Origin of the sequence: Acidilutibacter cellobiosedens (assembly GCF_004103715.1) — a bacterium.
Lineage (GTDB): Bacteria > Bacillota > Clostridia > Tissierellales > Acidilutibacteraceae > Acidilutibacter > Acidilutibacter cellobiosedens.
On the sequence record NZ_CP035282.1, the window covers coordinates 2,370,498 to 2,393,209 of the forward strand.

21 protein-coding genes are annotated in these 22,712 nt (G+C 32.2%); 2 read left to right on the forward strand and 19 right to left on the reverse strand.

Features of this window, described 5'->3' with window-relative positions:
- Positions 1–42: 42 nt before the first annotated feature.
- From EQM13_RS11430 to gpr, 14 genes are all read right to left on the reverse strand, one after another.
- Positions 43–387 (reverse strand): histidine triad nucleotide-binding protein, encoded by a 345-nt coding sequence (locus EQM13_RS11430; RefSeq protein WP_071139003.1) that lies wholly within the window; start codon positions 385–387, stop codon positions 43–45.
- A 51-nt stretch (positions 388–438) separates the two neighbouring features.
- Entirely contained in the window at positions 439–1,746 is a 1,308-nt protein-coding gene (gene mtaB, locus EQM13_RS11435; RefSeq protein ID WP_128752717.1) for a tRNA (N(6)-L-threonylcarbamoyladenosine(37)-C(2))-methylthiotransferase MtaB, read from the reverse strand.
- A gap of 10 nt (positions 1,747–1,756) precedes the next feature.
- Entirely contained in the window at positions 1,757–2,488 is a 732-nt protein-coding gene (locus EQM13_RS11440) for a 16S rRNA (uracil(1498)-N(3))-methyltransferase (protein WP_071139001.1), read from the reverse strand.
- A complete protein-coding gene (gene prmA, locus EQM13_RS11445; protein WP_240662926.1) occupies positions 2,481–3,485 on the reverse strand; it encodes a 50S ribosomal protein L11 methyltransferase in 1,005 nt (334 codons plus the stop codon). The genes EQM13_RS11440 and prmA overlap by 8 nt, the downstream gene beginning before the upstream one ends.
- Positions 3,486–3,546: 61 nt before the next feature.
- Positions 3,547–4,674 carry a molecular chaperone DnaJ gene (gene dnaJ / locus EQM13_RS11450; protein ID WP_128752718.1) on the reverse strand — a complete coding sequence of 376 codons (1,128 nt, stop codon included), beginning with the start codon at positions 4,672–4,674 and terminating at the stop codon, positions 3,547–3,549.
- An 88-nt stretch (positions 4,675–4,762) separates the two neighbouring features.
- Positions 4,763–6,619 (reverse strand): molecular chaperone DnaK, encoded by a 1,857-nt coding sequence (dnaK, locus tag EQM13_RS11455; RefSeq protein WP_128752719.1) that lies wholly within the window; start codon positions 6,617–6,619, stop codon positions 4,763–4,765.
- 30 nt (positions 6,620–6,649) lie between these two features.
- Positions 6,650–7,264 carry a nucleotide exchange factor GrpE gene (gene grpE, locus EQM13_RS11460; protein WP_128752720.1) on the reverse strand — a complete coding sequence of 205 codons (615 nt, stop codon included), beginning with the start codon at positions 7,262–7,264 and terminating at the stop codon, positions 6,650–6,652.
- A 44-nt stretch (positions 7,265–7,308) separates the two neighbouring features.
- Positions 7,309–8,346 (reverse strand): heat-inducible transcriptional repressor HrcA, encoded by a 1,038-nt coding sequence (gene hrcA / locus EQM13_RS11465; RefSeq protein ID WP_128752721.1) that lies wholly within the window; start codon positions 8,344–8,346, stop codon positions 7,309–7,311.
- 131 nt (positions 8,347–8,477) lie between these two features.
- The gene (gene hemW / locus EQM13_RS11470) at positions 8,478–9,614 is read right to left on the reverse strand and encodes a radical SAM family heme chaperone HemW (protein ID WP_071138996.1); all 1,137 of its coding nucleotides are present in this window, start codon (positions 9,612–9,614) and stop codon (positions 8,478–8,480) included.
- A 119-nt stretch (positions 9,615–9,733) separates the two neighbouring features.
- A complete protein-coding gene (lepA, locus tag EQM13_RS11475) occupies positions 9,734–11,542 on the reverse strand; it encodes a translation elongation factor 4 (RefSeq protein WP_071138995.1) in 1,809 nt (602 codons plus the stop codon).
- A gap of 92 nt (positions 11,543–11,634) precedes the next feature.
- Positions 11,635–11,856: a hypothetical protein gene (locus EQM13_RS11480; RefSeq protein ID WP_161567233.1), complete on the reverse strand. Its 222-nt coding sequence runs from the start codon at positions 11,854–11,856 to the stop codon at positions 11,635–11,637.
- Between the two features lie 56 nt (positions 11,857–11,912).
- Entirely contained in the window at positions 11,913–12,461 is a 549-nt protein-coding gene (gene lepB / locus EQM13_RS11485; RefSeq protein WP_128752725.1) for a signal peptidase I, read from the reverse strand.
- A 66-nt stretch (positions 12,462–12,527) separates the two neighbouring features.
- On the reverse strand, positions 12,528–13,694 hold the full coding sequence (gene spoIIP, locus EQM13_RS11490; protein WP_128752727.1) for a stage II sporulation protein P: 1,167 nt from the start codon (positions 13,692–13,694) through the stop codon (positions 12,528–12,530).
- 77 nt (positions 13,695–13,771) lie between these two features.
- The gene (gene gpr / locus EQM13_RS11495) at positions 13,772–14,746 is read right to left on the reverse strand and encodes a GPR endopeptidase (protein ID WP_128752728.1); all 975 of its coding nucleotides are present in this window, start codon (positions 14,744–14,746) and stop codon (positions 13,772–13,774) included.
- Between the two features lie 136 nt (positions 14,747–14,882).
- On the opposite strand from gpr, the gene rpsT reads away from it, so the two are divergent.
- Positions 14,883–15,158 carry a 30S ribosomal protein S20 gene (gene rpsT, locus EQM13_RS11500; protein WP_071138991.1) on the forward strand — a complete coding sequence of 92 codons (276 nt, stop codon included), beginning with the start codon at positions 14,883–14,885 and terminating at the stop codon, positions 15,156–15,158.
- Positions 15,159–15,185: 27 nt separating this feature from the next.
- Here the strand turns inward: rpsT and holA are convergent, their stop codons facing one another.
- Both holA and EQM13_RS11510 read right to left on the reverse strand, forming a co-directional pair.
- Positions 15,186–16,244, reverse strand: coding sequence for a DNA polymerase III subunit delta (holA, locus tag EQM13_RS11505; protein ID WP_071138990.1), 1,059 nt, complete (start codon positions 16,242–16,244; stop codon positions 15,186–15,188).
- Positions 16,234–18,684 (reverse strand): DNA internalization-related competence protein ComEC/Rec2, encoded by a 2,451-nt coding sequence (locus EQM13_RS11510; RefSeq protein ID WP_071138989.1) that lies wholly within the window; start codon positions 18,682–18,684, stop codon positions 16,234–16,236. Before EQM13_RS11510 ends, holA begins: the two co-directional genes overlap by 11 nt.
- A gap of 254 nt (positions 18,685–18,938) precedes the next feature.
- Here EQM13_RS11510 and EQM13_RS11515 point away from each other — a divergent pair, with 254 nt between their 5' ends.
- Positions 18,939–20,138: an alanyl-tRNA editing protein gene (locus EQM13_RS11515; RefSeq protein ID WP_071138988.1), complete on the forward strand. Its 1,200-nt coding sequence runs from the start codon at positions 18,939–18,941 to the stop codon at positions 20,136–20,138.
- A gap of 137 nt (positions 20,139–20,275) precedes the next feature.
- On the opposite strand, the gene EQM13_RS11520 is transcribed toward EQM13_RS11515, so the two are convergent.
- The 3 genes from EQM13_RS11520 to ytvI form a co-directional block, all read right to left on the reverse strand.
- On the reverse strand, positions 20,276–20,656 hold the full coding sequence (locus EQM13_RS11520; protein ID WP_071138987.1) for an adenine nucleotide alpha hydrolase family protein: 381 nt from the start codon (positions 20,654–20,656) through the stop codon (positions 20,276–20,278).
- Between the two features lie 214 nt (positions 20,657–20,870).
- Positions 20,871–21,374 carry a nitroreductase family protein gene (locus EQM13_RS11525; protein ID WP_114218095.1) on the reverse strand — a complete coding sequence of 168 codons (504 nt, stop codon included), beginning with the start codon at positions 21,372–21,374 and terminating at the stop codon, positions 20,871–20,873.
- 39 nt (positions 21,375–21,413) lie between these two features.
- Complete coding sequence (gene ytvI / locus EQM13_RS11530) at positions 21,414–22,463, reverse strand: sporulation integral membrane protein YtvI (RefSeq protein ID WP_128752730.1); 1,050 nt, start codon at positions 22,461–22,463, stop codon at positions 21,414–21,416.
- Positions 22,464–22,712: the final 249 nt, after the last annotated feature.

A 22,712-nucleotide genomic window follows, 5' to 3' on the forward strand; every position in this document is an offset into this window, starting at 1 on the left:
TAATATATTATACATTATTCTTAATACTTCTGCAACAATATTTTAGCCCGGAGGCCATAACATTTCTCTGCCTCCTAATACATGAAAATGAAGATGATCGACACTCTGACCTCCAAATTCTCCGCAATTATTAACTATTCTGTATCCTTTTTCATCCAATAATTTTTCATGAGCAATTTTTTTAATAACAAGAAAAATGTGACTTATTATGGATATATTTTCTTCATTTATATCTTTAATTGAAGAAATATGTTCTTTAGGAATAACTAAAAAGTGTACAGGAGATTGTGGGTTTAAATCATTAAAAGCCACTACTTTATCATCTTCATATATAATATCCGAAGGAACTTCTCCACTCGCTATTTTACAAAATATACAGTTTTTCACCCCGTTCACCTCCCCTAAAAAATTGAATAATAATTATATTCTACATTCAGCTTAAAATTCCTCTATTTCTCCAATTAATTTTTCTCCGGCCAATTTAATTATTTTAGTTGAAACGATTTTTCCTTTTAAGCTTTTTCTATTTTTTGATATAACCCTCATATAGTTTGTCGTATAGCCTTCAACATAGCCCTTTTTATCCTTAGCATCCTCCTCATAAAGGACAGGCATGGACTTTCCAATAAATTTTTCTTCAAAATCTTCTCTCATTTCATTTCCTATTTTAATGAGTATCTCGCTTCTCTCGTGTTTAACATAGCCGTCAATTTGGCTTTTAAATTTACTTGCGGGAGTTCCTTCTCTCTGAGAATACTTAAACACGTGGATTCTTGAAAACCCGATTTTCCGAACAAAATTACAGGTTTCTTTGAATTCCTCTTCCGTTTCTCCGGGAAATCCCACTATTATATCGGTAGTTATCCCTACATCCTTCATATAATATCTAATGATATTAACTATTTTTTTATACTGTTCTACACTATATTTTCTATTCATCCTTTTCAGCACCGAATCACTTCCGCTTTGAAGAGAAATATGAAAATGATTACAGATTTTTTTCATTGAAGAAACTTTATTCATAAACTTCTCATCCACTAAAGTAGGCTCCAAAGAGCCTAATCTTATTCTTTCTATGCCTTCAATCTGATCTAATTCTTCCAATACATTTAATAAATCAACATCTTTCAAATCCTTACCATAACTCGCTATATGGATTCCCGTAAGGATAATTTCCTTAAATCCCTTATCTCTAAGCCTTTCCGCTTCTTTTAATATACTCTCTAAGGATCTGCTCCTTACAGGCCCTCTTGCATAAGGAATAATACAATAACTGCAGTACTGGTTACAACCATCCTGAATCTTAATATATGCTCTTGTCCTAAGCTTAACTTCGTCGATATTTAAATCTTCAAATTTTCTAAAATTTTTTATATCTCCCACTATATTTATCTTTTTTTTATTTTTCATGGCCTCTTCGCACAGATCCACCACTTTTTCCCTTCCTACAGTTCCTATTACTACATCTACATCTTTCATATTCTCTACTTCTCCCGGTGACATCTGAGCATAACAACCTACTACTGCTACTACCGAATTTTCATTGAGCTTTTTGGCCCTTCTTATAAACTGCCTGGATTTTCTGTCTCCCAAATTAGTAACAGTACAAGTGTTTATCACATATACTTCAGCTTCTTTTCCATTTTCAACAATATCATATCCCCTTTGCTGAAAAAGTTCCTCCATTGCCTCTGTTTCGTATTGATTTACTTTACAACCTAAAGTGAATATGGACACTCTCTTCATATAACCACTCCTATATATCTCCCAGCTCATATAACAATATAGATGCTGCTACAATTCCTGCCGTTTCAGTTCTAAGTATTCTCGGCCCTAAAGTCACCGTATTGGCTCCAATCCCTCTTAAAGTCTCTATCTCTTTCTGTGCAAATCCGCCTTCCGGTCCGATAATCAAATTAACCCTTCCATTTTTTATACTCTTTATTGCATCTCTAATTCTATTATTTTTTTCTTCTTCATAAGGAACTATGATATTTTCTCCCTTTATAAGTTCAATCATATCGTCAAATGAAATAATATCGTCAATCTTTGGGAATAAATCTCTTTTTGATTGTTGTGCAGCTTCTTTGGCAATCTTCGTCCATCTTGTTATTTTAGATTTCTCTTTGTTTTTATCCTTTACCTTAACTACTGTTCTCTCGGTCAAAAGAGGAAAGAACTCTTTTACTCCCAATTCTGTACATTTTTGAATTATAAAATCCATCTTTTCGCCTTTAGGTATGCCTTGATATAAAATAATATTAAAAGAAGGTTCTCCATTTCCTTTAAATATTTCCGCTATTTTTACCGTAACTAAATTTTTTTCGATCCGGAGTATCTTCCCTATATAAATAAATCCTTCGCATACCGCTTCTATTTTATCTCCTGTTCTTAATCTAAGAACATCTCTTATATGTTTTACATCTTCTCCCTCAATATATAAAATATCCTTCGATACCTGTTCGTTTTTAATAAAAAATCTATTCAATTATCTCATCCTTACCTATCTTTGCAGCTATGCAAATCCAATCATTTGTTTTTTCCGTTTCGATGATTTCAAGGCCGTTTTTTTTGAAATTTTTCTCTACATATTCCATTTTTTCGCCTATTATTCCCGATGCAACGAATATTCCGTCTTTAGACAGGTAATCCTTAATTGTTTCTGACAACGTCACTACTACTTCAGCAACAATATTAGCGACTATAATATCTGCATTTCCATTTATTCCATCTAAAAGATTTCCTTTTTTTATTTCTACAATATTTTCCACATTGTTAAGTAAAATATTATTATTTGATGACTCAATGGATACCTCATCCAAATCTACTCCGATTACTTTAGAAGCTCCCAATTTTGCACTGACAATACTAAGAATACCACTGCCGCAACCTATATCAAATACCTTACAGTCTTTCTTTATATGCTTTTCCAACATTTTAACACACATAATTGTGGTCTCGTGTGTCCCTGTACCAAAAGCCATTCCCGGGTCCATCTCAACAACTATATCATGTCCTTGTTTCTTATATTCTTCCCAGGTTGGTTTAATGACTATTTTCTCACCTATTTTTTTCGGTTTATAATATTTTTTCCATGCATCTTCCCAATCCTTTTCATATACCTCCGTTACTGTCATTTCTCCTAAAATTTTGTCTGAATTATACTGGGGAATTTTCTCAATATTTTGTCTTATCAATTCGATTTTATCAATTAAATCTTCACTTTCAGGAAAATATCCCTTAATAATAACTCCTTCAAAATCATCTTTTATAAGTGACGGATCAATATAATCCCAGTCCTCATCACTTTTCATGAAATCTAAAACGTCTTGAGGGTCTTCAATGGATAGCCCACCAACTCCCAAATCGTATAAAATATTTGAGACTGCCTCTTGAGCTTCCGTAGTAGTTTTAATTTGAACTTCCGTCCATTTCATCATCTCACATCCTTTGATCACAGATAAATCTTCCCTTATTATATCCATATTTAACTCTTTCGTCAACTAAATATAACCAACCCCTATATTGGAATTGGTTATATTGTTTTCAATTACCGAAAGCATCTTTTACTTTGTCGAAAAATCCTTTTTTCTCTCCCCGAATATTTTCTCCTGATTCTTCTGCAAATTCCATTAAAATCTGTTTCTGTTTTTCCGTAAGTTTCCTCGGAACTTCCACTTTAATTTTAAAATAAAAATCTCCTCTTCCATATCCTCTTACATTAGGAACCCCTTTATTTTTCAACTTAAACTGAGTTCCGGTCTGAGTGCCTTCCGGGATAACATATTTAATTTTTCCTTCTAAAGTAGGAACCTCTATTTCTGCTCCCAATGCAGATTGGACAAAGGATACCGGTATTTCACAGAAAATATCATTTCCTTCTCTCGTAAAAAGCTTATCTTCTCTGACATTTAAATAAACATATAGATCTCCTTCAGGTCCTCCCCGATCCCCGGCTTCTCCTTCGCCTTTAATGGAAATTACAGACCCTGTATTTACACCTGCAGGGACTTTTATCTTTATCTTCTTTGTCTTTGTCTCTTTTCCTGTTCCTCCGCAAACATTACATTTTTCTCTGATTATTTCTCCCGTTCCTCCGCATTCATCACAGGTAGCTACTCTCACAAACTGTCCAAAAGGAGTACTTTGAGTAAATCTAACTTCCCCCGTTCCGTGACATTTATGGCAGGTCTCCTTACCTGTACCAGGTTTGGCACCTGTACCGTTACAATTGGAACACTTTTGGGTTTTCCTGATTTTAACTTCCTTTTCAGTCCCAAATACAGCTTCCAAGAAATCTAAATCCAAATTATATCTAAGATCTGCCCCTTTTCTGGGCCCTTGCCGTTTGGTAGAAGATGTGAATCCTCCTCCAAATGCATCAAATATATCTCCAAATATATCCTCAAATCCTCCAAATCCTTGCCCAAAACCTCCTGTTTGTTGTCCGTTTACTCCTTCTTCCCCGAAGGTATCATATCTGCTTCTTTTGTTTGGGTCACTTAAAACTTCATATGCTTCATTTATCTCTTTAAATTTTTGTTCTGCTTCCTTATTATTCGGATTTAAATCAGGATGATATTTTTTTGCCAATATTCTGAAGGATTTCTTTATTTCATCTTGAGTAGCATTTTTTGATACATTCAATATCTCATAATAATCTTTTTTTGCCAAATATCTTCACCAACTTTCACAGCTTTATCTTAAATATTGTATCAAAAACCAAAGCTAAATGATACCATTTAGCTTTGGTTTTTGAAAATTATTTTTTATTATCTTTCTTATCATCATCATCCACTACTTCATAATCAGCGTCAACTACATCATCCTTTTTCTCACCGTCGCCGCTACTGCTCTGTGTTCCTTGATTGGTTTGGTTTTTGGAAGCTTGCTCATACATCTTCTGAGATACTGAATAAAATGCGGTAGTCAATTCTTCTGATTTTTTCTTTATCTCATCATTATCGGTTCCTTCAAGGGCTTTTTTAAGTTCTTGTAACTTTCCTTCTATTTTTGTTTTTTCATCTTGAGAAATCTTTCCTTCCATATCTTTCATGGTTTTCTCTGTCTGGTACACTAAGCTATCCGCATTATTTCTAATTTCAATTCCTTCCTTTTTCTTCTTATCCTCTTCCGAAAACCTTTCCGCTTCTTTTACTTTCTTCTTTATTTCATCTTCATTAAGATTAGTTGAGGCGGTAATGGTAATTCTCTGTTCTTTACCTGTTCCCAAATCCTTTGCGCTGACATTTACAATACCGTTAGCATCAATATCAAAAGTAACTTCTATCTGAGGAACTCCTCTTGGTGCCGGAGGTATACCGCTTAATTGGAATCTCCCCAATGTAACATTGTCTGCTGCCATAGGTCTTTCTCCCTGCAGAACATGAATATCTACAGCAGTCTGCCCATCTGCGGCCGTAGTAAACACCTGGCTTTTTCTCGTAGGTATCGTTGTATTTCTTTCAATAAGTTTGGTTGATACTCCTCCCATTGTTTCAATTCCAAGGGATAAGGGGGTAACATCCAAAAGAAGCAAGTCTTTAACATCTCCGCTTAACACTCCGCCTTGTATAGCAGCTCCTACAGCTACACATTCATCAGGATTTACTCCTTTGCTGGGATCTTTTCCTATAAGCTTTTTAACTGCTTCCTGAACAGCAGGTGTTCTTGACGAACCCCCTACCAATAAAACTTTATTTATATCATTGGGAGATAATTTAGCATCCTCTAATGCCAATCTTGTCGGCTCAAGAGTTTTTTCAACTAATTCTCTGGTCAACTCGTCAAATTTAGCTCTCGTTATATCCATAGTAAGGTGAAGAGGTCCCGATTGAGACATAGTAATAAACGGAAGATTAATATTGGTAGTAACTACGCTCGAAAGTTCTTTCTTCGCTTTTTCGGCAGCCTCTTTCAATCTTTGTAATGCCATTTTGTCATTTCTTAAATCAATGCCGTGTTCCTTTTTAAATTGTTCTGCTATATAATCCATTAAAATCTGGTCAAAATCGTCTCCGCCGAGATGATTATTTCCTCTCGTTGCTATAACTTCAAACACTCCATCTCCAAGTTCCAATATGGATACATCAAATGTTCCTCCACCTAAGTCAAATACCATTATCTTCTGGTGTTCTAATTCTTTATCCATTCCATAAGCCAAAGCTGCAGCCGTAGGCTCGTTTATAATTCTCTTAACATTTAATCCTGCAATTCTTCCGGCATCCTTTGTTGCCTGTCTTTGGCTGTCCGTAAAATATGCAGGAACGGTAATTACTGCATCCGTTACCTTCTCACCCAAATAATTTTCTGCATCTGTTTTTAATTTTTGTAAAATCATAGCCGATATATCCTGAGGGGTATAATTTTTACCATCGATATTAACGGTATAATCACTCCCCATTTTTCTCTTTATAGACATTATGGTTCTGTCCGGATTTGTAATAGCCTGTCTTTTAGCTGTTTCACCAATTAATCTTTCTCCGTCTTTTGTAAATGCAACTATAGAGGGAGTTGTTCTGTTTCCTTCGGCATTAGCTATTACTACTGTTTCTCCTCCTTCCATCACCGCTACACATGAATTTGTGGTTCCTAAGTCAATTCCTATTATCTTTCCCATGTATTATTTACCTCCTTAAATTGATTTCGTTTATTTAGCTATCTTAACCATACTTGGCCTTAAAACTTTATCCTTTAGCATATATCCCTTTTGAAATACTTCAATTATGCTTCCTTCTTCATAATTTTCATTTTCTTCTTGACAAACTGCATGGTGATAATTGGGATCAAATTTTTCCTTTAAACAGGAAATTTCCTTTAATCCATTTTTTTTCAAAATCTTTAACAGTTCATTATAAATTATTTCAACTCCTTTATAAAAAGAATCCTCTTTATTTTCTATAGTAACCAAGGCTCTTTCAAAATCATCCAATACCGGAAGAATACTCGTTATTATATCTTCAGCGGCATAAGAAATTATACTTTCTTTCTCCTTTTCACTTCTTTTTTTGTAATTCATAAAGTCTGCTTGAAGTCTGACAAATTTATCAGTAAGCTCTTTAATATTCTTATCCCTTTCTTGAATGCCTTTATCCTTTTCTTCGATTTCCTTTTTCATATCCTGCAATATTTTTTTCCCTTGTTCTTTCTCCTCATGTTTTTTCTTTCCTTTTTCCTCCGCTTTTTCTTCTTTTAAATTATCTTCATCCTCGTTTACCGCTTTCTGAGTTAATTCATCTTCCTTAGCTTTCTCATTTTTTTCCATCAGATCACCTCTTCCTATATATCAATAATACAAAAACTCCTTAATTATTTTTGAAAATACTTATCGAGTATTTCGCTTATATTAAGGGATAAAAGATTTACAGCATTTATTGTATTAATGTAATCCATTCTTGTCGGCCCTATAACGCCTATTTTCCCAACGGTATTTCCATCAAACTTGTAAGTAGCCGTAATCAAGCTGCAGTCTTTAAGCTCATCATAAGAATTTTCATCACCAATTGTAATTTCAATATCGTTATAGAAATCTTTCAACAATATACCCACCATCAAGTCCTTGTCTTCAATAAAAGACAAAAGTGTTTTAGCTTTTGCTATGTCCTTGTATTCCGGAAAATTAAATATATTCATCATACCATCAGCAAAAATCTCCACGTCTTCAATTTCGTCCAAAGACTGATTTATAATAGGTATAATATTTCCCACCACATTTCTGAAATCGTATAATTCTTTAAGCATAACAGTATCTATTTCCCTTGAAACTTTATCTAATGTTAATCCTTTAAGTTTTGAATTCAGAAAATTCGATATAGCTGTCAACTGTTCCTCCGAAATATTTTCCTCCATTTTAAAAATAGTGTTTCTAACAATCCCAGAATCATTTACTATTATAATCAGTATTTCATTGTTATCTATTGGAATTAATTGAATATGCTTTAAAGTGCTTTGATTGATCTGAGGTGTTATAGCAATTGAAGTATAGTTAGTTATTTTAGATAATATTTTTGCCGAATTCTGAATCAGTTGATCAATTTCCATAACTTCCTTCATTAAATTGTTTTTGATCTCCGCTTTTTCCCGTGAATCAATATCAGATCTTATATTTTTCATCAAAGTATCGACATATAATCTATAAGCCTTATCAGACGGAATTCTCCCTGCAGAAGTATAGGGTTTATTCAAATATCCCAGTTCTTCTAAGTCTGACATCTCATTCCTGATGGTGGCAGAGCTGACTCCAAGATTATATTTTTTTGAAATCGTTCTTGAACCAATAGGCTCTCCATTAGTGATATAGCTGCTAATAATGGCATAAAGTACTTTAAGCTTTCTATCATCTAACATTTTACCACCTCAAATATTTTTAAGATATTAATATTTATTAGCACTCTTATCTGTTGAGTGCTAATACTTACGATTTAAAATTATCACTACTTATACATTTTGTCAATAGGTTTTCAAAAACTTATTGTTGTTTATGGAAGAAAATCTACTTCTACAATATTTGATAAATCCAATCCTCTCTTAGTGAGATAAATTCTATTTTCATTTTCGTATAATAATCCGCCTTTTACGTGTCTTTCAATAATTTTCCCATATATTTCTTTTATATCAATTCCAAATCTGCCCAAAAAATTCTTTTTATCTATTCCTCTAATGAGCCTTAACCCTAATATGCAATATTCAGCCATCTCCATATCTTTATCTATGACCTCTTCTCCTGACACGGGAAAACTTCCGTTGTCCAAAGAAGATATATATTCTTTAATATCAGCAAAATTCCAATATCTTTTTCCAAAAATATTGGAATGAGCTCCTATTCCAAGTCCTATATAAGGTTTTAATTCCCAATAAAAAAGATTATGTTTACACTCATACCCTTTTTTTGCGAAATTGGATATTTCATAGTGTTCATATCCATTGGAAACAAGATACTCCATTCCCTTATGGTACATTGCTCTTTCCAAATCTTCATCCGGCAAATTCAGCTTTCCCCTATTATTCAAATCATAAAATTTCGTTCCCTTTTCAACAATGAGTCCGTAAAAGGATAAATGAGTGGGCTCTAATTTTATTACTTCCTTCAGAGTATATATGACATCTTCTAAAGTCTGAAAGGGCAATCCAAACATTAAATCCAGATTCACATTATTAAAACCTAAATTCCTTACTAAATCATAATTTTTATAAAAGTCTTCTGTATTATGAATTCTGCCTAATATTTTCAGCAAATTATCATTTAAAGTCTGAACTCCCATGCTTATCCTATTTATACCCGATTCCCTATATCTTACTAATTTTTCTTTATCAAGGGTTTTAGGATTGGTTTCTATCGTAACTTCCTTTAATTCATTTGTATCAAAATATTTATATATGCCATCCATTATTTTTTCAATATATATACTGTTAATTGATGAAGGAGTCCCTCCGCCGATAAATACGGTATTTAGCTTAAACTTTTTGCCAACAGAGGAATAAAGCCGAATTTCTTTTACTAAAGCATCTGTATATTTTTCAACATAATCAAATTTATTGGGAAAAGAAATGAAATCACAATAATTGCATTTCTTTAAACAAAAGGGAATGTGTACATATAACGCTAAATCATCCATCTATTTACCCCCTTAAACTATAGTAAGAAAGCCTTTCTTGAAATTCATTTTACGAAAAGCATAAATTGATGAAAATAATGGAACGTATCAGCCATACATTCCATTTAAAAATTATAAATTTATTTTTTTTCATCATATTTTAGCACAGATATAAAGGCCTCCTGAGGTATTTCCACCGAACCTATTTGTCTCATCCTTTTCTTGCCTTCCTTCTGCTTTTCAAGAAGTTTTTTCTTCCTTGTAATATCTCCTCCGTAGCATTTAGCTAAAACATCTTTTCTCAAAGCCTTTACCGTTTCCCTGGCGATTATTTTAGAACCGATTGCTGCCTGAATCGGTATGGCGAATTGATGCCTCGGTATAACGTCTTTAAGTCTCTCCACAATATATCTTGCCCTCTCATATGCTTTATCTTCGTTGACGATAATAGAAAAGGCATCTACCAGTTCCGAATTTATTAATATATCCAATTTAACCAGTTGGGACTCCTTATATCCTTTCAATTCATAATCAAGAGAAGCGTATCCTTTTGTTCTTGATTTTAGAGCATCGAAAAAATCATATATTACTTCGTTCAGAGGCATTTCATAATGCATAACCACTCTGTTTTGTTCTATATATTCCATATTTTTAAATATACCTCTTCTGTTCTGGCACAATTCCATAATTGCTCCCACATATTCGTCGGGAGTCATAATGGATGCATCTACAATGGGTTCTTCCATGTATTCAATTTCCGACGGTTCGGGAAGATTAGTGGGGTTCTGGATAGTCAACATCTTTCCGTCGCTCTTTTTAATTTTATATATAACGCTCGGAGCTGTAGCTATAAGCCCTAAATTAAATTCCCTCTCAAGCCTCTCTTGGACTATTTCCATATGAAGAAGCCCTAAAAATCCACATCTGAAACCATAGCCTAAAGCTTGGGAAGTCTCAGGTTCAAAGGTCAGGCTTGCATCGTTGACCTGAAGCTTTTCCAAGGCATCTTTTATCGTATTGAAATCTTCTCCTTCCGACGGATAAATCCCGCAATAAACCATGGGCACAACTTTTTTGTATCCCGGAAGGGGCTTTAAAGTTGGATTTTCAACTTCCGTAATGGTATCTCCTACTCTTGCATCTTTCACATTTTTAATACTCGCCGTTACATATCCTACATCTCCCGCTCTCAGTTTTTCAACAGGAATGTGTTTCGAACCGGTAACTCCCACTTCCGCTACCTCAAAAGTTTTTTCCGTAGACATCATTTTTATATTCATTCCCGACTCTATGCATCCGTCAAATACTCTTACATATGCGACCACTCCTTTATAGCTGTCATAATAAGAATCGAATATAAGAGCTTTCAGAGGAGCATCTTCATCTCCCTTTGGAGGAGAAATATTTTTTACTATTTGTTCTAATACCTTGTCAATATTAATACCTTCCTTCGCAGAAATCAGCGGGGCTTCTTCGCAATCCAGCCCTATCACGTCTTCCACTTCCTTTTTAACTTCTTCGGGCCTTGCACTTGGCAAATCTATTTTATTTATAACGGGAATAATATCTAAATCTTGGTCTAAAGCCAAATATACGTTTGCCAAAGTTTGAGCTTCGATTCCCTGAGTTGCATCTACTACAAGTACGGCACCTTCGCAGGCTGCAAGGCTTCTCGATACCTCATAATTAAAATCCACATGACCCGGAGTATCTATTAGATTAAGAATATATTCTTCTCCTTTTTTATCTTTATAAATAAGTCTTATTGCTTTTAGTTTTATTGTAATTCCTCTTTCTCTTTCCAAATCCATGCTATCAAGCATTTGATCATGCATTTCCCTTGCAGTATAAAGTCCTGTAGTTTCAATAAGCCTATCTGCCAAAGTGGACTTTCCATGATCAATATGTGCGATTATTGAAAAATTTCTTATTCTCTTTTGCCTATCCATATATAAACTTCCTCCTCAATCTTTGGAAATAATCATAAATAATTATAGCAAAGAATTAAATTCATGTAAATTAAAATGACCAACTTCATTGGTCATTTTAATGTTAAATAATATTCTTTTCCAAACAAATGAATTTCAATTTTTTCCTCTTCTTTTCCAATAAAAAAAATATCACTTTTCTCTCCCCTTAATTGAGAAAAAGAAATATTAACAGCTTTAACTCCGAAATACAAAAATACAAAAGCACATAAAATTAGACTCATCTTTAGAATAAAATAAGATCTATTTTTCTTTTTACTTTTACTTCTGCTCATCCTCGTTTCCAAATTTATCACCCAAATTATTATTGGGTAAATTTAGAATTTTTATACTAATTTAATTTTCCGAACCTATCATCAAAGGGAAAATATCTAAAGTTAGCAATTCCCTTTATCGAATCGACGGGAATACATCCAAAATATCTGCTGTCCTTACTTGCTCCCTGTTCTCTATTATCTCCTAAGACAAATACATACCCTTTTGGCACTTCCCACTTACTCTTATCATAAGTAAGAGTATAAGAATCTCCTAATATATAATTTTCTTTAAGGACCTTACCATTTAAATATACTTTCCCATCCTTTATTTCAACCGTATCTCCTGCAATTCCGATTACTCTTTTAATATAATCCTTATTTGCAACATCCGGAGCTTTAAGTACTATAATATTTCCCCTTCTCGGAGATTTAAAATACAGAGAGACTTTATCGGTAAATAATCTGTCTTTTTCATATAAAGTAGGATACATAGAACTTCCCAACACATAAGTAGTGTTAAAAACAAAAGACTTTATAAGCAGTGCTATAACTACTGCAAAAACTATGCTTTTTATCCATTCCATGGCTTCACTCTTTTTATCGTTTTTCCTCTCTTCTTCCATCATATATTCCTCCAATCAATTCTCTTTATATATTATATCATTTTTAAAAATTATTAAAAGCAAAAATTATTCCGATATAATGTTGGACATAACAACCCCTATTATCTTTGCTATTAGCTTGGAAGATGCCTTGGCTTCATCAATAGTATTAAGATTGCTTCCCACTTCTATTAGAGCGTAATAATTCGTTACAAACTGATTAAATCTTCCTGTAGGTTTTATTATTATTCCCTTACATAATCCGGGATACATTTTATCAGAAACATTTTTTATATATTTTGCAAATTCCGTGACCTCTTTTACGTTAGGGGAATCAGGCCCTATAACTAAAGAAAAAGTCGCTACATCTTCACCATTAACTTTTACCTTGGCTTCGGATTTTGCCTTGTCAATATAGGAGGCATCTTCAGAAACTCCGTCTCTATGAACATCAAATACCACCTTGAGATTAGGTTCTTCCTTCAATTTGGAAGTAATGGTCTTTAAACTTCTGGAATAAGACTGGCCGTAAGACGGAATATCATGGTATGTATCTATATGTATAGTATTATACCCATCTTTATTCAACGTCTCGTACATCACATCACCTATAGTAAGCATATTATATTTTCTTTCAGTTGTATGATACTGATTTTCCTTTATTGGCAAATATCCTTCGGTTCCATGAGTATGATATATTACTATGTATGGCTTACTTTTATCTACTTTTATGGGATTAATGTTAGAAGGCTTTGAAATCTTACTTACGTCCACACTGGCACTGGAGTCTTCCTCCATCAGTTTTCCTTCTTCTTTTTCCAGTTCATCTTCTATGAGAATTAAATCTTCCAATGTTTCCGCATTTGTTTTTTCTTCCTGGCTTTTACTTTTATCTTCCCCTTTGTTGTCGGATACTGTGAATTTATCATTTGCTAAAGAAAACAGTGCTGGAAACTGAGATTTAACAAAATTATTTATATCGATGGATACATTAAAATATTTTCCCCTTACATATTCATATATGGATGAACTTTCCTTATTTTCTTTTTCCAAATAATATTTAAACCATGAATTTGATTTCGAAAAAAGGTCTATGATTAGATCAGATGTTTTAACAGTTTTAGGAGAAATCTCCTCAGATTTGTTATCTGAAATAACAAACAAATTATTGATTATACTCGCCCCAATAAAAAAGATCAGCATAAGAAAAAAAGCATAGAGAATATAATCTGTTCTTGTCCTTTTGGTATTCATAATTAAGCACCCCTTATTCCTTTAGTATCTTAACAAATTATATTCTCCATTTATTCAATATATGAAATTAAGTTAGATTAACTGATATATGAATTCAAATCCTTAAAGGTCAACCCATGATGAACAGCCAAATTAATTCCGTTAGACAAAACAAAGGACAAATTAGTGATTAAAGAATCTATTTCCTTTGGGGTAACCAAAACATTTGGCATATAAGGTTCTAATACCTCCCTTATAAGACTATATTTATCCTCCTTTGAAACATTTTCAAGGAGATTATAAAACTCTTCTCCCACCTTTGCTTCCTTTTTCATGGAAGAAATAATCAGATTCATGGTATCGTTTACCATAGTGGCCGCATCTACTACTGTCGGCACTCCTATAGCTATGACGGGTACACCTAAATATTCCTTGTTTAATCCTATTCTCATATTTCCTACTCCGCTTCCGGGATTTATTCCGGTATCGGATATTTGAATGGTGGTACTGACCCTTTCCATTCTTCTTGAGGCCAAGGCATCAATTGCTATTACCAAATCAGGCCTTGTTTTTTCAACTATCCCTTTAATTATTTCACCTGTTTCTATTCCCGTAGTTCCCATAACTCCGGGAGATATTGCCGATACGTTGGAGAGTGCTTCGTCCTTTTCCTTTTCATATGTTACAAAATACTGCCTGGTAACTATTATCTTCTCAACTACTTTAGGCCCTAAAGCATCCGGAGTTACGTTCCAATTTCCAAGACCTACAATTAAAGTTTTAGTCAATTCATTGATATTAAAAAGAGATTTTATTTCCCTCGAAATTAAAAAACTGATTTCTTCCTTTAATTCATCATCAGAATTTTTAAGTTCGGGTACTTCCACAGTTATATAATTGCCCTTAGGTTTTCTCATGTTCTCTTCTCCCTGAGAATTCAATATCTTTACTTTTGTTATGCTGTAGTTTTTCTTCTCGTATTGTTTAAATTCCACTCCCGGCACTTCTCCATCTTTGCCTTCTCTATAAAATTCTCTGTCTTCTACGGCTAAATCTGTTCTGAATTGAAACACAAAATCCCTCCTATCTTTTCCTCTCCTTATTTTAAGTTTAATTTTCATATTTATGTATTGTAAAGTTAAATATCCTTGCAATTTATACTTCTTCATGGTAAAATGTTTTTTGTTAGATTAAGAGGAGGTGAAATCATTGGCAAATATTAAGTCCGCAATCAAAAGAATAAAGGTCACTAAAAATAAAACAGCTATAAATAAAAGCAGAAAATCCGAAATTAAAACATATATCAAAAAATTTGATAAAGCTCTTAATGATAATAACATAGAAGAAGCAAGAGTATTACTTAAACTTATAGATAAAAAGTTAAAGAGAGCAGCTATAAAAAACACTATTCATAAGAATGCTGCATCAAGAAAAGTCAGCAGATTAAGCAGAAGATTAAATGAGAAAGTAAATGAAGCAGTGTAAAGATAAAACTTCGGAAGATCCGAAGTTTTATTGATTATAAACACATAATTGAACTACCAGCATTTCCAACGCCAATTTTTCTTCCATTATTCCTGTTTTTATGTTTCTGTCTCCGTCAGCACAAAAATTTAATGCTTTTTTTAGCTGTTCTTCAGAAAAATTCTCACTTTTTTTTCTGATATTTTCAAATTCTCTCTCCTTTATATTAAGCTTTTCCAAAGTCTTTTTATTATCATATCCCATTTTCTTCGACAATTTATACATAAGCATAAACCTTATTTGTCTTATAATCATATAAAGAATTCTAAGTATCGGCTCCCCGGCAAGATACATTTCATTGAGAAGTCTCAGAGAATCATCCGTGTTTTTTTGAGCAATATTGTCAAGAAGCTTAAATATATTGTTTTCTAAAGTCCTGCTCATTATTACATCGATATCTTCCTTTAAAATTTTCTTTTTATTCCCGGCATATTCTGATATCTTTCCAATTTCATTTTTTAAATCGTATAAATTTTTGTCCGTATTCATTCCAAAATATGAAGATGAATCTATAAAATATCTGATATTCGATAAATCAATAACCTTGCCATATTCTTCAAAAACTTTTTTTACGAAATCGTTGAGAATCTTTCCTTTCAATCGTGAGAAGTTAACCGAATCTCCAACTTTTTTTATTTTTTTTACCAAAGTTAACGAATTATCAACTCCACTTTGTTTTTCTATGAATATTAAACATACATAATTGTCCAAAGTTTGAATATAATCTCCTAATTCCGCAAAGGAACTATTTTTAACGGTTCTACCCTCATCCGATTTTTTTCGTGAAAAAATATTCAAATCCTTAACTACCACAATCTTCTTTTCCGACATAAATGGAAGGGTCTCGCAGGCATTAAATATCATATCAAAATCCGCTTCCTTCCCTTCGATAACAACATAATTCAATGATTCCAAGTCTTTATCAACAAACTCTTTTTTCAGCAATTTCAGGGAATAGTCCATCAAATATTCTTCTTCCCCATAAAATATATATGACCTTTTTAATTTCCTGCTTTTAATATCCGTCATCAACTCTTCATAATTCATAATATTTTAACTCCTTTTCCAAAGAAACATAAATCTTTAAGAATATAAACTCCAATAATATATATATTATACCAAAATTAATTTCCCTTTCGTATTTTATTATACATTCCCATAGATCCATTTTATCTTTCAAAAAATAATCTATGATTACATTTGCTCTATCCATTTCTAAAGTTATAAGTCCCATTTCATCAGTTCTGTACAGTTTCGTTCCCAGTTCTTTATACCTTTCCAATACTACCTCATGGGGGTGATTGTATGAATTCTGCCCTACGCATATAAAAGCATATTTGGGACTTAATTTTTTAATAAATTCGTCTGTAGAGGAAGTCATGCTTCCATGATGAGGGACCTTTAAATAATCTGCAGGAGTACAGTCTTCGATTATAAGCTCCTCTACTTCTTTTTCAATATCACCCGTAAAAAGAATCTTGTTATTATAATAATTTAAGAAAAACACCAAAGAAAAATTATTTTCCTTATCCGTTCTGCTGCTTAAATCCCCTTTAGGGCTGATAACATTTATATAAATTTTATCATCTATATAAATATTGTCTCCTCCCTTAAGCTCTATAAGAGGAATCTTTTTTTCTGCCGCCTTTTTGCTCATATCATTAAATATCTTATTATCCTCCGGACAATGGCTTATATAAATTTTATCTATGTCCATATTTTCCATAAGAAGAGGAAGGCTTTTGCAATGATCCTCGTCAAAATGAGTAATAAATACCCCTGACAAATTAAATATTCCCTCTTTAACAAGGTATGGAAGGACTACTCTTTCTCCCACATCAAAATCCCCAAAGATATTTCCTCCCGTGTCAATTAAGTAATTTCCGTTATTTGTTCGCAACAATATGGAATCTCCCTGTCCCACATCTATAAACTCCACTCTCATACTTTTATCTGTAAAATCAAGAATAGAAGAAAATAATATTAAAATTAGGGAATAAAAGAAGATTGCCTTTCTTATTCTGAAATCAAAGACATCTAATCTTATTATCCTAAAAATACTTAATAATAAAAAATAATATATTATCATCTCCGATACATTCGGGGAAAAAACTTTAAAGGGCTTTGGAGAAGCTTCCATCAAAACATCTGAAATACAGTTTTGAACATTCATCACTGCTTCAAGTAACTTCCCTGCGTAAACGGCGATATTCATATTAATGAAAGAAAAAATGAGAAGAAAAAATCCTCCTATTAATATAAGTGAAAACAGTGGTAGTAATATAAAATTTGCAAGGATACTGACAAGAGATATATTGTTGAAATAATATGAGTTAACGGGGATAATGCCTACCTGAATTGCTGAAATGGCGGATAAAGAAGATAACAACCCTCTGCTGAAAGGGTAAAATTTATGTCTTATGGCTGATGTGAAAACAAATAAGGATAAGGTAGCGATAAATGACATCTGAAACCCTATATCAAACAGGAATAAAGGATTATATCCAAGAATTACAAGCATAGCAAAAAACAACGTATTGATATTATCATATCTTCTGAAAGACATCTGGGAATACAAAATGATTGAAAACATTATTAAGGACCTTAATATGGACGGAGGAAACCCTATAAACATGCCATACATCCATACAATAAAAGACGTAATTAAAATATTAATTTTTCTTTCAACTCCCAAATAAGCAAGAATCTTAATTATTATAAAGGATATAATTCCTATATGTTGTCCGGAAGCAGCTAAAATATGAGCCAGTCCCAATTCCCTGTACTTTAAAATTTCATCTTCCTTCAGATAATCATATTCTCCTAATAATATGGATTTCATTAAGTTTCCATTAGAAGGGGAAAGGGTTCTTTGGAATGTATCTTCCACTTTATCCTTAAATTTCAAAGATAGGTATTCCATCCTGTTGAGCTTTTCCTTACCTGTTTCAGCCAAGTTATAATCTCTTACGGTAGTTGTAACATATATGCCTCGCGTCATCATATAAAGCTTATAATTAAATAATTTAGGATTTGTATTTCTTTTTACTTCCTTTAAGTCACATGGAAAATATATTTCATCTCCGGGACTTAATTCATTTTTACCGACGACGTTTAAAGACATTCTTTCTTTTATAAGATGTCTTTGGCCTTTAATCCTTATTTCTTCAGTATCTAAAATATATCGCTTTTTTTCATCAGAGCTTAAAGTTACTTCTTTTATAATTCCTCTTATATTTATCTGAGAACCAACATAATTTAATAAATAGCTGCTATTCAGCTTGTTATATGTATTAAAAGCTCCGGCAATAAATAATAAAATGAAAATAATAATTAAACTCCTCTTATCAAACTTTATAAAAAAGAGCAGTATCAGTATCAATATTCCAAATATTATTTTTAATGTCGTAAAGTTAAGATTAAAAAAATAGGAAAATACTATTCCGCAGGCGAAGGAAACTGCAATAAAAACAAATGGTCTTTTCATCCTTTGATCCCCTAAAAACCATATTTAAAATTATTTTTTTCTGTCTCTATGAATTCTGTTTAAAGCCCATATCATAAGTATTAAACCTAATATAACAAAATAATATCCGTTTGATTTACCCATATCATTACCCCTTCATTCATATTTCATATATTATATCATATTTAAAATGGAAATTATAATTTATCTGTTATTGTTATTATATCAAATATAGTGGTAAAATGTTTTTAAACAATACTGTAGGGGTGAATACGATGACTGAAAAAATATTTTTGGAAAATCCATATTTAAGTGAAATTGATGCAAGAATAACAGAGAAAAAATACTTAAAAAATAAATTTTATCTTAAGCTTAACAGGACAATTTTTTACCCGAATTTGGCGGGAGGACAACCTAAGGACGAAGGAAAAATAAATGATATAGACGTAATCGATGTATTTGAAGAGGGCGGAGATATAGTTCATGTCATAGAAAAAAATATTAATAGCGATAAAGTTCACCTGAAAATCGATCTGAATTTAAGGTTCGATTATATGCAACAACACTCCGGACAACATCTTCTTTCTGCGGTATTCTATAAATTATATAACGGAAAGACTTTAGGGTTTCATATAGGAAGTGAATATTCATATATTGATATAGATATTTCCGATTTCAATGAAGAAGAAGCAAAAAAAGTGGAGACCTTTGCTAATAAAGTCATATATTCTAATCTTCCCATAAAAACTTATGAAATTCTAAAGGATGATGTCAGCAAAATACCTGTAAGACAAAAGCCTACAGTTGATTCAAATATCAGAATTGTAGAAATAGACGGATTTGATTTTTGTCCTTGTTGCGGTACCCACTGTAAGGCCACCGGAGAAATAGGGATTGTCAAAATAAGAAAGTGGGAAAAGCAGAAAAGAAACATTCGGATAGAGTTCTCATGCGGATTTAGAGCATTAAACGATTATTCATGGAAAAACAGCTATATCAACAAAATTTCCAATATTTTGTCCACAAAGGATAAAGATGTCCTACACAAATTTGAAAAATTATTTACGGAATACGAAAATTTAGAAAAAGATAACAGGGATTTAAGGGAAGAACTCCTCATATATAAAGCGAAGAACTTGCTCAAAGAGAGCCAATTAAAAAATGGCGTAAGAATAATCAAAAAAATATTTATTGATACAGATTTTAAGGAGGTAAGTTTTATATCCTCTTATTTAAAGGAAAACGAAAATGTGCTGACGCTATTTACAGTTATAAATCAAGAAAAGTGTCAATTTATATTCAGCAGAAACAAATTGATTAAAGTAAATATGCAAAGAATTCTAAAAGCTATACAAAATAGTATTCCGGAAATTAAGGGAGGAGGAAACAGTCAGACCGTTCAGGGAGGATCTGCTCCTGAAAAAGCAGATGAAATTTTAGACATGGCATTTGACTTAATTATGGAAGGAATATGATTTACCTTAGTGTACAAAAAAGGCCTCCTTAATATGTATTTATATTTAATAGAGGCCTTTTTCCATAACCTAATATATACTCTATTAATTTATTTCTTGTGTTTAGAAATCAAGAATAATATTATAACATTTTATAATTATAATATTATAAACTCTACTTTATCCAAAGCCCTCCTCAGTTTATAATTAATGCTCTGGCTGTCAGCCGCATCAATATCCGGGGATGGCCCCATTAATATGTGAGTAATATCATTTCTTTTAGCAAATTCCGCCATGGTCTTTACGATATCCTTGGACCTTAAAACAGTCAAATCTGCGCCTACCTTTTTGGATACATTAAATAAATATTCTAAGGCTTCTCCATCATTTTGACTTTCTAAAAAATTTTCTTTTTCATTAACAACGTGTATTACATATAACCTATCTTTATCTTTATTGATCATGCTATATCCGCTTAGAATTAGCCTTTCACAATTTTTTTGCTGAGTCACGCAAACCATGACATTCTTGCTCTTCATTAAAATCAATCCCCCTTATAAAGAGTTTACTCTTTTATTATACCATTTATCACGAAAATATGCTGTTCAAAATTGAAAACGTTTTTAATATAATGTTCTACTAATATATGTCCATTTATAATAAAATATCTCTTTTAAAGTTCGTGTCCTATAAACAAAATATAGACTAAGATAGAAATTAGTCTATATTAATGAAGATCGTCCAGCAAAAATATTACCACTTTTCATAATGTACTTTTTCTCTCTTAAATCTGTCTCCTGCCATCCCCTTTTCTGCAGGATAACCTACTGCAACTACTGCAAAGGGGTTAACACCTTTTGGCAAATCTATTATCTCAGATAGGGGAGCCATGAGCTCTTCTCTTGGATATACTCCGCACCAGCAGGTACCCAGCCCTATGCCATTTGCCTGAAGAAGAATATTTTGTATAGAAGCTGCCATATCCTGAGGCCAAAATACACCATTATATTTTACCTTACTTGTATCTGCACATGGTATTATGGCCAAAGATGCTTCCCTTAACATCTGAGTATAAGGATGAATCTTCATTATTCTATTCAACGTTTCTCTGTCTTTTATTACAACAAAATGCCATGGCTGCTCATTTCCTGCTGAAGGAGCATACATCGCTGCTCTTAACAATTGCTCTATTTGTTCATCTGTCACAGTCTTATTTTCATATCGCCTGATACTTCTTCTGTTAAATATTTCTTGCATAATCTTCCCTCCCATAAGAAATATTATATTCTATTTTTATTAAAATACATTGGATGCCTTTAATACTTTATAAGAAACAACAAGCATTGTTAAATAAATTAATCCCCACAATCCGTAGGCTTTTAATCCAATAAACATAATCGCCAATACTAAAACTGGATGTATCCCAAGAGAAACAGACACGATTTTGGGTTCTATCACTTGTCTGACTACACTTATTATCAAATACAATATTATAATTCCCAATGCAACAAAATATTCCTTCATAATAAAATATATGATTGCTAAAGGTATGTATATTAACCCAGGCCCTAATATCGGCAAAATATCGGCTATTGCACAGACAATGCTTAAGACTAATCCATATTTGATTCTAAATATAGAAAAACCTATAAGGGTTTGCAAAAAGGTTAAAAAATAAATTAAACAATAAGATTTAACATATTTAGTAATCATGTCAATTCCTTCATGCTTAATGTTGCTCATTTTTATTTTAGCTTTCTCTGAAAAAATAGATTTTACCTTTTCATTTATTTTATCCATATCCCTTGAAAAGAAATAAGTGGAAATAATGATAACAAATAATGCTGTAATTCCCATAGGCACACGCATAGCAATGGACACTAAGCCGTTTAAGCCCTTTCCCAATATATTAAAGCCGCCTTTAACAATATTGGATATGTTTTCGCTGTTTTCTTCCACAAAGGACGGATCTATATCTTCAAAATATACACCTACTCTTGAAATAAAATCCTGTATTGGTTTTAAAATTTTATCTATATCTATTGCAGAAATATTTATCAGAAGAAGTTTTAATTCGTTTATTGCCTTAGAAAAAAATAAATATACAATTAAAAAAAATAACGAATATATTATAAGGGATGCTAAAAAAGAGGGCAGCCCTTTTTTCAATTTTAATTTGTCTCTAAAAAATCTGACTAAAGGCTGAATTAAAAAGGCTATTCCAAATGATATAAAAAAAGGAAAAGTATAAGAAATTGTTTTAACAAACAGAATAAAAATTAAAGTATATATAACTAAAAATATGCCGAAATGTTTTAATTCATTAACAAACTTTTCATTAAACATTTATCATACCACCATCTTTACAAATGTTTCCTTATTATACTTTAAATTTGAAATTAACTTTTGAACTGATTAGTAGTTATAGTTTATATGAAAAAATATTTAATGTCAACATATTCAAAAAATCAAAGTTATAGAAAAATTCTTTTCAATTGTTCTACAATCCCTATAACTAAATTAGATAAAAGCAGCATAATCCAAATCCATTATATATAAAACTTCCTTTTCAGCTAAATAAACATAAACTGAAAA